The sequence below is a fragment of the Bradyrhizobium ontarionense genome, from assembly GCF_021088345.1.
Lineage (GTDB): Bacteria > Pseudomonadota > Alphaproteobacteria > Rhizobiales > Xanthobacteraceae > Bradyrhizobium > Bradyrhizobium ontarionense.
On the sequence record NZ_CP088156.1, the window covers coordinates 2,222,099 to 2,234,960 of the forward strand.

Consider the following 12,862-nt stretch of genomic DNA (forward strand, 5'->3'; position numbering starts at 1 on the left):
GGCGCCGACTGCCAAAATCCCAGAAACTGAAATCGCCTCAATAAATTAGGAGGACCGTATGGCTTTCCGTCCGCTTCACGACCGCGTCGTGGTCAAGCGCATCGACGCCGAAGAGAAGACCGCTGGCGGCATCATCATTCCCGATTCGGCCAAGGAAAAGCCCTCGCAGGGCGAAGTCGTCGGCGTGGGCCCCGGCGCCCGCGACGAGAGCGGCAAGCTGGTTCCGCTCGACGTCCAGGTCGGCGATCGCGTGCTGTTCGGCAAGTGGTCCGGCACCGAGGTCAAGATCGACGGCCAGGAGCTCCTCATCATGAAGGAGAGCGACATCATGGGCGTGATCACCGAGACCGCGTCGAAGAAGAAGGCGGCCGCCTAAGCCGCAATCCGCTCACGCTCACCCTGAGGAGCGCCCGCGGGCGCCCTGCCATCTAGGGTGAGACGACAATACAACTCAGGGAAACCCAACATGTCAGCAAAAGACGTAAAGTTCGGCGTCGACGCCCGCGACCGCATGCTGCGCGGCGTGGACATCCTCGCCAATGCGGTCAAGGTCACGCTCGGTCCGAAGGGCCGTAACGTCGTCCTCGACAAGTCGTTCGGCGCTCCGCGCATCACCAAGGACGGCGTCACCGTCGCCAAGGAGATCGAACTCGAGGACAAGTTCGAGAACATGGGCGCGCAGATGGTGCGCGAAGTCGCCTCCAAGTCCGCTGATGCGGCCGGCGACGGCACCACCACCGCGACCGTGCTGGCCCAGGCCATCGTGCGCGAAGGCGCCAAGGCGGTTGCCGCCGGCATGAACCCGATGGATCTGAAGCGCGGCATCGACCTCGCGGTCGAGGCGGTCGTTGCAGACCTCGTCAAGAACTCCAAGAAGGTCACGTCGAACGACGAGATCGCCCAGGTCGGCACCATCTCCGCCAATGGCGACGCCGAGATCGGCAAGTTCCTCGCCGACGCGATGAAGAAGGTCGGCAACGAGGGTGTCATCACCGTCGAGGAAGCCAAGTCGCTGGAGACCGAGCTCGACGTCGTCGAGGGCATGCAGTTCGACCGCGGCTACATCTCGCCCTACTTCGTCACCAATGCCGACAAGATGCGCGTCGAGATGGATGACGCCTACATCCTGATCAACGAGAAGAAGCTGTCGTCGCTCAACGAGCTGCTGCCGCTGCTCGAGGCCGTGGTGCAGACCGGCAAGCCGCTGGTCATCGTCGCCGAGGACGTCGAGGGCGAGGCGCTGGCCACCCTGGTCGTCAATCGCCTGCGTGGCGGCCTGAAGGTCGCGGCCGTCAAGGCTCCGGGCTTCGGCGATCGCCGCAAGGCCATGCTGCAGGACATCGCGATCCTGACCGGCGGCCAGGCGATCTCGGAAGATCTCGGCATCAAGCTCGAGAACGTCACGCTCGCCATGCTCGGTCGCGCCAAGAAGGTGATGATCGACAAGGAGAACACCACGATCGTCAACGGCGCCGGCAAGAAGGCCGACATCGAGGCGCGCGTGCAGCAGATCAAGGCGCAGATCGAGGAGACCACCTCGGACTACGATCGTGAGAAGCTGCAGGAGCGTCTGGCCAAGCTCGCAGGCGGCGTCGCGGTGATCCGCGTCGGCGGCGCGACCGAGGTCGAGGTCAAGGAGCGCAAGGATCGCGTGGATGACGCGATGCATGCGACCCGCGCGGCTGTCGAGGAAGGCATCCTGCCGGGCGGCGGCGTCGCCCTGCTCCGTGCTTCCGAGCAGCTCAAGGGCCTGCGCACCAAGAACGACGACCAGAAGACCGGCATCGAGATCGTCCGCAAGGCGCTCTCCGCTCCGGCCCGCCAGATCGCGATCAACGCAGGCGAGGACGGCTCGGTCATCGTCGGCAAGATCCTGGAGAAGGACCAGTACGCCTATGGCTTCGACAGCCAGACCGGCGAGTATGTGAACCTGGTCTCCAAGGGTATCATCGACCCGACCAAGGTGGTTCGCGCCGCGATCCAGAACGCCGCCTCCGTGGCTGCGCTGCTGATCACGACCGAAGCCATGGTCGCCGAGCTGCCGAAGAAGAACGCCGGCGGCCCCGCGATGCCTCCGGGCGGCGGCATGGGCGGCATGGACTTCTAAGCCAGTCCAAGCCCCTCGGAAATACGAAGGGCGCGGCGCAAGCCGCGCCCTTTTTCTATGGATGCCAGCTTGACTGTTACGCGTAACGTATCACATGATGGCGCATGATCCGCAGCTTCGCTGACAGGGCCACCGAGCGGCTGTTCCGCGACCATGTCTGTCCCGCAAAGTGGCGGAACTTCGAAGCCATCGCTTTGCGGAAGCTCGACATGGTAGATGCTGCCGTCCGTCTGGACGATCTGCGGTCCCCGCCGGGTAATCGACTGGAGGCGCTAAAAGGCGATCGCCGGGGTCAACATTCCATCAGGATCAACCAGCAATGGCGGATCTGCTTTGAATGGACGCCAGAGGGTCCGGCACTGGTGGAGATCATAGATTATCACTGACGGAGACGATGATGCCCCGCCTGCGCACCCATCCCGGCGAAGTGCTCCGCGAGGAATTCCTCCTTCCTCTCGGGCTGTCCGCGCGTTCGCTGGCGAAAATGCTGGACGTTCCGCCCAATCGCCTCACCGAGATCATGCGCGGCACTCGCGATGTCACGGCCGACACCGCGCTCCGGCTCGGCCGCTACTTCGGCACCGACCCGCGCTTCTGGATGAACTTGCAGACCGCCTACGACCTCTCGAAGGCGGAGCAGACCCAGAACTACAAGAAGATCGTGCCGCGCGACGCCGCTTGAACCATCCACACCTGCGGCACAACGATACTGTCGGATCGAAACGTTCTGTCCGTCTGCTACTTCACCATCGTCCCGATCCGCTCAGAACGAAGCTTCCCGGGCTGGCCTCTCCCGCCGTTCGCGCTCGAAAAGAAGATCAACCCCGCGCGACCGATCACGTCCTCCACCGGAATGAAGCCCATCTGCGACATCACCCGACTGTCAGTGGAATTGTCCCGGTTGTCGCCCAGCATGAACAGATGGCCCGGCGGGACGACCTGGACATTGGTGTCGTCGAAGAAGCCGTTGTCGACGCAATCCAGCGTCTCGTAGCTCGCCCCCTCCGGCAAGGTCTCGCGCCAGCGCTTGACGCGCTCGGGGTTGCCCCCGCCACACGCGTCGGCTCCGATCACATCGGTCAGCCGCTCGCGCGCCACCGCGCGATCGTTGATGTAGAGCACGCCCTGCTTCATCTGGATGCGATCGCCGCCGAGACCGACCACGCGCTTGATGTAGTCGGTCTTGCCGTCCTTCAGCCTGAACACCACGACATCGCCGCGCACGGGATCGCGGCCCCAGATGCGCCCCGATGCTGGCGGCGTGAACGGCCAGGAGGAGAACGGCCAAGTGTAGCGGCCCCAGCCATAGGTGTATTTCGAGGCGAAGACATAGTCGCCGACCAGCAAGGTCGGCATCATCGACCGCGCCGGAATGCTGAACGGCTGATAGAGAAAGGTCCGGATCAGCACCGGCGAGGCCAGCAGCAGGCACAGCAACGCGAAACCTGCGATGAAGACGGCCGCGATCGCCCACCACGGCTCGCGCGGCCTAACGGCTCCGGCGTCCAAGCTCGTCATCACATTTCCCCACTCCCCCAGTGCCGGAAAGATGGACCAACGCCGCTTCACGCGCAATTCGCGAACAGGGCGCGCACGCATGCGGTTGCATTCATCCCCACGGGTCCTCTCGCAGAGACAGGCCGCCCATGGGCGGCCTGTCTCCGATCTCGGCCGTGACTGCGATGCGCCCCTCACCGTCCCTTGCGCCATGGCGCGTCGGCTTCCCAGTCGCCGGCCATGATCGAGCCGTAGGGGATCACCTCGTCGATGACATCGCCGAGCCCGAAGCGTGCGATCTGCGACCGCACCGAGGCCGCGTTCTTATAGGCCTGCGGCAACTCCGACAAATCGGCCTTGCCGCAATAGAAGCGCGCATCGATGCCGACAGGCAGCTCCGGCCTGTTCTCTCGCAGGAACGCCTTGCGGCCGAGATTGCGGCCGGCGCCGTGGGGCGCGAAGCCGAGCGCATCCTTGTTATCGCGATGCCCGAGGATCAGCACCGGCTCGGCCATGTTGAGCGGGACGATGGTACGCCCGTCGTCATCCGCCGAGAAGCCGGACCAGTTCGGCGTCGCGCCCTTGCCGTGGTAGTACAGGCCATCCGATTTCCGGAAAACGAAATTGTGCTCGTTCCAGAACCGGTCGACGACCTTGTTGCCGAGCCTCGCCGCCGCGAGATCGTGGATCGCGTGATGGTTGGACTTGGTCCAGAGCCGCGCCGCCTGCAGCGCCTCCCAATACGCCCGGCCGTCGTCGCTCGACGCCTTGATCCAGGCGCTGTGGTCCGGCACCTTCGGCGCGTGGATCGCGGTGTGCCGCTTCGCCACCGCCATGCCGCGCTTGTAGATCTGCGCGCCGAGGCCGCGGGAGCCGTGATGCGTCACCAGCGCCACCTGCCCCGTCGACCTGAGATGGCCGACATAGGCGAAGTGGTTGCCGTCGCCTTGGGTCGCGAAGTGGCCAATCGCGAAGCGCTCTAGCCCCTTCAGGAACGGGTTGGCGTCGAACGCGGCCATCACCTCGTCCGGCGGCTGATGCAGCCGGTCGCGGCCGCCGGGCCCGAAATGGGTGACGTCGTGCACGGCGTCGAGCACCCGCTTCGGATCATCCTTGCGGCCAAACACCGTGACGGCGACTGAGCAGCAGATGTCGGAGGAGTGGAAACCCGGATGGATCGCGTCCTCGCAGGCGACGACGCCGCCCACGGGAATGGTCCCGAGCGCCGTCCCCGACGGGCAGGCGTCCGGCATCACCGCGCCGGCCACGATGGTCGGCACCCGCATCAACGCATCCATGTGCTGAGTAACCGCCGCGACATTGGCGCGCTCCAGCTCGCTCTCCGCCTCGATCAGCATCGCGAACGGCACGCCGTTGGTGCGCATCAGGGTTTCGACCGGCTGCAGCGTCTGCAGCGCCGCGAAGATCGCATCGTCATCGGCGCCGCCGGCGCGCATCATGTTGGCGGTGTCCAGCGCCTGCTTGAACCAGCGCCCCGGCTTGAAGCCCCAGGTAATCAGAGTGTCTCCGTCGATCATGGCTCGTCTCACATTCGGTCAGAACAATATGTTGCGTCCGGCAGCGATTGCGTTCATCCGCAGAGCTGCCGGTGCTGATGCGCTCGACCCGCGCTCGCGTAGCCCGGATGAGCGAAGCGACATCCGGGGTCTCACGAGCTGTGTCAGCGAACCCGCATGTCGCTTCGCTCATCCGAGCTACGTAGTGCGCCGATACATCACGTCGGTGCGCAGCACGTATTTGCGGCCCTTCGTGACGGGATCACCCCGATGCATGATCGGATGGTGGAATAGCAGCGCCATGCCCTTCTCCGGCGTGATGCGCAACGGACCGTCCGGCATCAGACCGGTGTCGTCGCAGAACGAGGTCGAACCGCCTTCAAAATCGTCGTTCAGATAGATCATGAAGGTGAGCTGGCTGCGCTCGCCATTGTCGCGTTCGAAATGGCCGTCACGATGCCATTCGAACTTCTGTCCGACATCATAGCGATACAGCCGCAGCCGCTCGGTCAGCCCGATGGGCGACCATCTGTGCTGAAACGATGGCGCGAGATGGCCGATCAGCCGCTGATACAGGGACTGCGCGCGGTCGGCATCGTCGACGAGGACACGGTCGTTGTTGCGATAGTCCTTCACACCACGAGGCGCGAACAGGGTTGCATCCTCGAATCCCATCAATTCGCCCAAGCGAATGTATTCCTCGCACTCCGCTGCGGAGAGGAAGCTCGCGATCGTCTCGATGTTGTCGGCTCGCCAGGTCAATTCCGTCATCGTCACGCCCTCCAGGTGACGCGCGACACCGGTCGCGCGCTGACACGAGAGCAGAGAGATGCTGTGGGTGCGCGGAAGCCCTGATCAAGCGGGCCTTTGCGGTTTCTCTCTGCCCAGGCAGAGGAAACCCGCTGCCTTGTTAGATGATGCGCCCGAGCTGGTCGGGCCGCGCGTCGCCTGCGGAGACCACGGGCCCACGCGCGCACAGATCACGTTGCCGGCAAAGCGGCAGCGCGTTGTGCTTGATATGGCGTAGACACAAATTCAGCATGGGTCTCTCGCTGGCGGATATCCGCCGGGTGAGTTGGTGCGTGCTCTTACAGGAATTTGTGGGTTTGTAAAGTGAGCGGTGTAGCTAATATGAAATGGTAGCGATCTGGCACCGACGGAGCGCGTCACGAAGTGTCGTGGCTATGGATTCCGGGCTCAGCCCTACGGGCTGCCCCGGAATGACGAGTGGAGAGAGTGCGTGATATATCCACTCGTCATTCCGGGGCGCGCGCAGCGTGAGCCCGGAATCCATAACCACGACAAGCGGTTCAAGGCACGCTTTCAACCACAAATCCCCGAATACAGATCATCCCAATCCGGGTTCTGCTCCTCGATCAGCCTGATCTTCCAATCGCGGCGCCATTTCTTCAGCTCCTTCTCGCGCGAGATGGCGGTGACGGCGTCATCGTAGATCTCGAACCAGACGAGCTTGCCCACGTCATATCGGCTGGTGAAGCCAGGCACTGCCTTCGTTCGATGTTCGTAGACCCGCCGCACGAGATCGTTCGTCACTCCGAGATAGAGAGCGTGCCGTGCTTTTTTCTCGCAAGCAGGTAGACATAATACGCCATTGAACAGCCGTGGTTATGGATTCCGGGCTCAGCCCTTCGGGCTGCCCCGGAATGACGATGAGGATAGATCGCGATCTCACCTCGAACAATATCCGACGATGAGCCATAACCCCCTCCTCCGTCATTCCGGGGCATCGCGCAGCGATGAGCCCGGAATCCATGGCCGCGACAGATTCTGAAAGAGCCGACGGGACTTTGATTCCGACTCCAACGTACCAGAAGAACGAAAGGCCGCCCTTGGGCGACCTTTCTCAATGGTTTAGCGACCAAGCGATCATGCATCCCCGTCACACCGTCTCCGCCGGCTTCATCCGCATCAGCCCCGTCAGCAGCGCATCGAGGCCTGCGCCCTCGCCGGCATGCAGGTCGATGCGGCCGACCTTCTCGACAAGGCGCTCCAGCGACTCCAGCTCCTTGAGCCGCAACAGCAGCGGGTTGTCCTCCATCAGCTTGGCGGTGTTGAGGAGCGAGCGCGTCGCCGCGGTCTCCTCCTGCCGGCGGATCAGGTTGGCCTTCGCCGTCCGCTCCGCCTCCACCACCTTGTTGACGAGGTCGCGGATCTCGCCGGGCAGGATCACGTCCTTCACGCCGAGCTCCGTCACCTCGATGCCCGCCCCATCGAGACGCGCACGCACGTAGTCGCGCAGCTCGGCATCGAGCGCGGCCTTGGCCGCCAGCACCTCGTCGAGCGTGCGTGAGGCCACCGCCTCGCGGATCGCGAACTGCACCAGGCGATACAGCCACGCATCGACGTCCGGCGTGGTCGCCACCACCCGCTCGGGATCGACGATCCGCCGGAACGCCGTCAAGGTCACCCGCAGCGCGATGCGATCCTTGGTCAGCATCTCCTGCGCGGTGATCTCGAGCGCCGACGGCCGCAGGTCGAGCCGCTTGACCTCGATCTTGCGGCCGACCACCCAGAAGGCATGCCGGCCGGGCGCAAGCCGCTCGGTCAGCCGGCCCTCGACGTGGAGCAGGCCCGCCTCGTGGTTCTCGACCACCACCTCGGTCACGATGCTCGGCCGGTTGCGCTCGATCATCGCCAGATGCCGCGCGCTCACGCGCACGTCATCAGCGACATCGATGCGCTCGACCTCCACTGACGTTGCGACCTTCCAGAACACCCGCGTCTGCCAGGGCGTCAGCAGATGCGTCGGCCGACCGTCGAGGCTGACGATCGCGATCTCGTTCGCGCCGGTCTCGACCGCTGCGAACAGCTCGGCAGCGAGATCAGGCCGTGCGGCCTTCAGCACCGCGTAGCGCTCGGCGGTGTATTCGGTCCGGACCACGTCGTACACCTGCACCTTCAGCCGGTGCAGCGGATCGAGCAGCATATGACGGCCGGGGCCGAGCACACGCGCGAGCTGGCCGTCACGCCAGACCAGCGCCCGCTCACCATCCGCAACCGTCACGGCCTTGGTCACAATCTGCCAGCTCATGGCACTCTCCTGTTCGCACGCTCCACAAGTCGAGCCGTGCGTCTGTTACGTCCGGCCGTGGCCGGGACGTGGTTTCATTGCAAAGGACGTGAGGACCGGACGGCACTTCCTGCGTGAACCGAGCGGGCCGAGGCTTGAGCCTCGCGCGATGACGGGCGCACGCGCGCGGTCGCGCGAGCCGTAAGCCCGTGCGTCCATGCGCAGCCTTCCCGACAGCACGCGACGCGGTATCCACCGCGGCACAGAGCCGGTTCTGCAGTGTCGTGAAGTACGAACGTAATGCCTTGCGGCAGAACGGCCGGACCGCGACTGAAGCGCGCGTCCGGTCCTCGTCAGAGGTGATTAGCTGTTCAGGCTAAACCGAAGCGCTGGAGCGGGAATCGAACCCGCGACCCGATGATTCATGGTCACCTGCTCTACCCAACTGAGCTATCCTTTGTGTGTCGATCGGAATCGAACCGATGCCTTCGAGTATCACCCCGATGCTCTCCATGAGCTACGACGCGCGTCTTCGCTATGACGAAACACGGGACCGGACACCGGCCGCGCCAGTCGGGATCTCAACGAGCCCGAACCAAAGTCATCGCGAAGGATCGCGCTGATACACACATTAGATTTCTTGCGCAAGATGTTTGTCGACGTCTTTTGTAGATAGACATGACTCTGTTACTAATCAGCTACATGCCTGACTTCCTGATCAGACTATCAGCACGTAGCCCGGATGAGCGAAGCGACATCCGGGTTCACCGGCGCCGCTCGTGAAACCCCGGATATCGCCTCCGCCGCCGCCCGTTGGGCGTCGGCGGAGGCTCATCCGGGCTACGCAGAGACGACCGCTTCGTCAACGCTCGAGCTCCACGTCCCAGTAGAGATAGTCCTGCCAAGTCTCATGCAGGAATCGCGGCGGGAACAGGCGCTGCGCGGCCATCAGCTCGTGCCGTGTCGGCTCGAACGGCGGTCGCCGCGGCGCGAGGCGGCGCCGGTCCTTGTGCGCGTTGCAGGGACTGCACGCCGCCACGATGTTGGTCCAGGACGTCTCGCCGCCATCCGCCCGCGGCACCACGTGATCGAACGTGAGCTCGCCGTGCAGATACCGGCCGCCGCAGTACTGACACTGGAAGCGATCGCGCAGGAAGACGTTGAATCGCGTGAACGCGACCCGCGTCGCCGGCCTGACATAGTCGCGCAGCGCGATCACCGATGGCAGCCGCATCGTGACACTCGGGCTGCGCACGACCTGCTCGTACTCCGCGACGACGACGTGGGACTCGCCGACCACGGCCCTGATCGCGTCCTGCCAGTTGAAGACCGACAGCGGAAAGTAACTCAGCGGCTGGAAATCGGCATTGAGAACGAGCGCCGGGTGTGTTGCTGACATCGTCGACCTCCTCTCTCTGGGTTGATGATCTGCTCGGTATAGCTGGCGCCCATGACGGGAATCGAACCCGCCTTACCGGATCGACAATCCGGTCCCTTCGCCAGATGGGGACATGGGCCGTGTGATCACGCCTGGGGCGTCTTGCCGCCCGCCAACATGATCGTCGTCAATCAATCGAGTGCGACTGAAGCGTGATCCGGTTGAACGCGGTTGATGTAGTCGAGATAGATCTGCCGAGCCTGCGCCTCGGTAACACCGCGGCACGCCATTGCGATGCGCACGAAGGCAAGCGCCACCGGCGAGCACAGCGCTCGCGCGTGGTCACATGTCTCGGGATCTGGGCTCATGGTGCGGGTCATCCGACCCTCCGCTGTATGTGCGGAGGGTGAAATCCCGCCGCCGGTTACGCTCTTGCTGGAATTTGGAGTCTCGATATCGTCAGTAACAGCACGAGATACTTCGGACCCTGACAGGCGACGCGCTTGCCCGACCAATCGCCCGACCGGCTAAACGGTCGTTCGTTGGTGGCGGCGTTCGCGAGATGTGAGCGTAGGCTCAACACGGTCATGGTCCTTAAGAGCGCGCCGACGACGGTCGGCGGTCGATTTCGATGGGGCAGAGCTATGCACAGATTTTCGCGCGGCCGTCAAGCAGGCCCCTCGGGGCCTGCAGCGATTGGCTGATGAATTCCTGCACGGCTGGCGCCACTGTCGCAGGGCGTCTCAGTTCTGGTCGGGCCTGCGGACGCCATTGGCGTCGCTCGACAGAGCTCGCGATGGTCGTCGCGCCCCGGCGCGATACGCGCCATCGATCAGACGAACGCGCATGGCGACTGTCGTTTGATGAACGTGATCGAAGCGACCACGCCGCGGCGCCATCACAGCCGATGTCCCTTCTGCCGCAGCGAATCCGTCAGGCGCGCCTTCAGCTCATCGCCAGCCTTGCGGCCGATGTCCTGCACGATGATCTCGCGCCGTTGCGCGAGCGCAGGCGCCTCGGCCAGGAACTTTTGGCCGACTGCCGAACGATAGAACGCCTCGATCTGCCGCAGCTCGTCGACCGTAAACGTGTTGGCATAGAGCGCTGAGACACCGTCGACCATGGCGTCGTAGAACGGCGCGTAGGCGTCACTGACCGCCGCCGCCATTGCGTCGTAGTCGCGCTCGATCTCCGGACGGTCCTGCACCAGCGCCGGCTTGATGCCGAGCAGAATGGTCGGCAGCATGGCCTTGTATTGCTCCGGAAGCTTCATCGTCGCGACCAGACGACGCGCGGCGGCAAGCCCGTCTGGCGAGGGCGGCTGCGCGCGGGCGACGCCGGTCAGAGCCAGGACAACGGCCACCGTGATCAGGATGCGTTCGCGCATCGGTCTCCCCCCATTCACATCCGAACCGCGCAGCCGACTGAGCGCTTGCGCCATTTTCCGCGAGCTCATCACACCTTCACGCGTTCGGTCGTGACGTCGACGTCCTTGCTGTCCAGCACATCGACGAACAGGTCGGGCACCTCTCCGGCGCGCTCCAGCAGCCACGCGGCGCCTATCATGATCAGGATGCCGGCGATGCTGACCGCGAGCTGCTCCCAGACTCCGCGCGTGTATTGCATGAGAATCCAATGCGCTGAAAACGACAGGAATACGCCGAGGCAGAAGATCGGCAGCGAATGCCGACCGCAGAGCCGCATCGGGAATGTCCAGCGCGCCTTCAGCGGCGGCCAGTCGCGCGGCACGAGATAGGAGACCCAGGTCGCCAGAGCGAAGAAGTGCGTCAGGCGGAACAGGTCGAGATCGGTCTTGTCGATCGGATAGATCACCTTGATCATCCATTTCGGCACCATCGCCGCCAGCGCCGGAAGGTGCCACGTCATCACGATCAGGAAAGCGAACCCCAGCCACGCCACCGCGAGCCACATCGCCGCGCGCGACCAGACGAAGCGGGCGATCGCGGCAAACCCGCCATTGCCGCACCAGGCCGCGAACACGAACAATAGCTGCCAGCAGAACGGATTGAAGTACCAGGTCGTCCCCGGAGGATAGGACGGGATGTTCCAGTCGAACCAGCGGGACAGCGCATAGAGCACACACGAAGCTGCGAGCGTCAGGTTCGGCCGACGAACGAGACACCACAGCATGAAGGGCGAGGCTGCGATCAGGGTGATGTAGAGCGGCAGCACGTCCAGGTTCACCGGCTTGTAGCGCAGCGTGATCGCCTGCCCGATCAGCTCGTCCGGATGCTGCAGGAAATTGAAGACGTTGAACTCGTCCTCGTACATCTTACTGTCGAACCGCCGCGCGGTGCGCGCGATCTGGGCCGTGAACAGCAGAAACAGCATGATGTGCGCGACATACATCTGCAGCGCCCGCCGGATCAGTCGCTTGGCCGCGGCCAGGAACAGGCCGGCGCGGACGACGGGCGCATAGATGAAGCCGACCAGATAGCCCGAGATGAAGACGAAGAACTCAGCGGCATCGCTGAAGCCGTAATTCCGCAGGGTCAGCCACGAGACGACGTCATGCGGGATATGATCGAGAAAGATCATCCAGAGCCCGATCCCTCGAAACAGGTCCAGCCGGACATCCCGCTCGATCCGCTGTAGACCGGCAAAGCCATTCGGAGTGGCCATGATCGTCCCTGCCCGTGTGTCGAAATGCTGCGGCGGCACATCTGACGCGAGCGCCATTTTCGGCGCGATCCCATGGCAGTGTAAATGGATTTTCCGTCGACGCCTATCCGCCACCCGGGCAGGGAGATCCGGACGGCACGCCGCCGGGCGTGTCGCGCCGCCCCGTCCGCGGCGGAGAACGCGCCTGCGCCGCGAAACTCATTTCGCATGCAGCTTCAAACGCATGCGCCAGTCCGGACGGCGGGTCTAAAATTTTTCTATTTCGTTTTTTCGGAAACTGTGCGTATATAGCGCCGTCCCGCCTCACAAGAGGGACGTACGCGTCGTCACGAACGTCGGGTGCGGGATGCGGTGGGCGCGTCGTCTTGCAGCGTGATCTCTGGTCATGCCGACGAACGAGGCGGTGCGCACGGTGAAGTCGTGATGTCCTGATACCCCGATGCTGGTATCAAGGTCGAGGGAGCCAAGCGCTCCGACCGATGGTGGCCAGAAAGCCCGGCGCACCAGGGAGACCACGTATAAGCCGTCAGACCATCGCGCGGGGAATGCCGGATGATGCGGCTGAACCTGTGGTGACTGCCGCCTGCGTTCTTTGTTGCAGGCGGGCCATGGGTGAGGTCCTCACCCGGCATTCCCCGCGCCCTCTCACGATCAGGAGGGCGATCCGACAGCTAACGCTCGGACGCGAA

General features: G+C 64.0%; 12 protein-coding genes, 3 tRNA genes and 1 pseudogene. 4 read left to right on the plus strand and 12 right to left on the minus strand.

Going from position 1 to position 12,862, the window contains the following annotated elements:
• Nucleotides 1-58 precede the first annotated feature (58 nt).
• From groES to LQG66_RS10160, 4 genes are all read left to right on the plus strand, one after another.
• Nucleotides 59-376 carry a co-chaperone GroES gene (gene groES / locus LQG66_RS10145; RefSeq protein WP_231326062.1) on the plus strand — a complete coding sequence of 106 codons (318 nt, stop codon included), beginning with the start codon at nt 59-61 and terminating at the stop codon, nt 374-376.
• A 90-nt stretch (nt 377-466) separates the two neighbouring features.
• Nucleotides 467-2,107 carry a chaperonin GroEL gene (groL, locus tag LQG66_RS10150; protein WP_231326070.1) on the plus strand — a complete coding sequence of 547 codons (1,641 nt, stop codon included), beginning with the start codon at nt 467-469 and terminating at the stop codon, nt 2,105-2,107.
• 104 nt (nt 2,108-2,211) lie between these two features.
• Nucleotides 2,212-2,493 carry a type II toxin-antitoxin system RelE/ParE family toxin gene (locus LQG66_RS10155; protein ID WP_231326072.1) on the plus strand — a complete coding sequence of 94 codons (282 nt, stop codon included), beginning with the start codon at nt 2,212-2,214 and terminating at the stop codon, nt 2,491-2,493.
• Nucleotides 2,494-2,504: 11 nt separating this feature from the next.
• Complete coding sequence (locus LQG66_RS10160) at nt 2,505-2,789, plus strand: HigA family addiction module antitoxin (protein ID WP_231326084.1); 285 nt, start codon at nt 2,505-2,507, stop codon at nt 2,787-2,789.
• A gap of 56 nt (nt 2,790-2,845) precedes the next feature.
• Here LQG66_RS10160 and lepB read toward each other — a convergent pair whose 3' ends face one another.
• From lepB to LQG66_RS10220, 12 genes and pseudogenes are all read right to left on the minus strand, one after another.
• The gene (gene lepB, locus LQG66_RS10165; RefSeq protein ID WP_231326086.1) at nt 2,846-3,625 is read right to left on the minus strand and encodes a signal peptidase I; all 780 of its coding nucleotides are present in this window, start codon (nt 3,623-3,625) and stop codon (nt 2,846-2,848) included.
• A 173-nt stretch (nt 3,626-3,798) separates the two neighbouring features.
• Nucleotides 3,799-5,142 carry an RtcB family protein gene (locus LQG66_RS10170; protein WP_231326089.1) on the minus strand — a complete coding sequence of 448 codons (1,344 nt, stop codon included), beginning with the start codon at nt 5,140-5,142 and terminating at the stop codon, nt 3,799-3,801.
• Nucleotides 5,143-5,319: 177 nt separating this feature from the next.
• Nucleotides 5,320-5,892 carry a 2OG-Fe(II) oxygenase gene (locus LQG66_RS10175; protein ID WP_231326090.1) on the minus strand — a complete coding sequence of 191 codons (573 nt, stop codon included), beginning with the start codon at nt 5,890-5,892 and terminating at the stop codon, nt 5,320-5,322.
• Nucleotides 5,893-6,444: 552 nt separating this feature from the next.
• Nucleotides 6,445-6,734, minus strand: a pseudogene (locus LQG66_RS10180) (GIY-YIG nuclease family protein).
• A 287-nt stretch (nt 6,735-7,021) separates the two neighbouring features.
• Nucleotides 7,022-8,173, minus strand: coding sequence for a slipin family protein (locus tag LQG66_RS10185; RefSeq protein WP_231326091.1), 1,152 nt, complete (start codon nt 8,171-8,173; stop codon nt 7,022-7,024).
• Between the two features lie 369 nt (nt 8,174-8,542).
• Nucleotides 8,543-8,608, minus strand: a tRNA-His gene (locus LQG66_RS10190).
• Nucleotides 8,609-8,610: 2 nt separating this feature from the next.
• A tRNA-Ser gene (locus LQG66_RS10195) sits at nt 8,611-8,680 on the minus strand.
• 334 nt (nt 8,681-9,014) lie between these two features.
• Complete coding sequence (locus LQG66_RS10200; RefSeq protein ID WP_231326093.1) at nt 9,015-9,551, minus strand: HNH endonuclease; 537 nt, start codon at nt 9,549-9,551, stop codon at nt 9,015-9,017.
• Between the two features lie 43 nt (nt 9,552-9,594).
• Nucleotides 9,595-9,669 (minus strand) — tRNA-Asp (locus LQG66_RS10205).
• Between the two features lie 52 nt (nt 9,670-9,721).
• Nucleotides 9,722-9,910, minus strand: a complete 189-nt coding sequence (locus LQG66_RS10210) for a hypothetical protein (protein ID WP_231326094.1) — start codon at nt 9,908-9,910, stop codon at nt 9,722-9,724.
• A gap of 518 nt (nt 9,911-10,428) precedes the next feature.
• Nucleotides 10,429-10,917 (minus strand): DUF2059 domain-containing protein, encoded by a 489-nt coding sequence (locus LQG66_RS10215; RefSeq protein ID WP_231326095.1) that lies wholly within the window; start codon nt 10,915-10,917, stop codon nt 10,429-10,431.
• A 68-nt stretch (nt 10,918-10,985) separates the two neighbouring features.
• The gene (locus tag LQG66_RS10220; protein ID WP_231326096.1) at nt 10,986-12,173 is read right to left on the minus strand and encodes an OpgC domain-containing protein; all 1,188 of its coding nucleotides are present in this window, start codon (nt 12,171-12,173) and stop codon (nt 10,986-10,988) included.
• Nucleotides 12,174-12,862 lie beyond the last annotated feature (689 nt).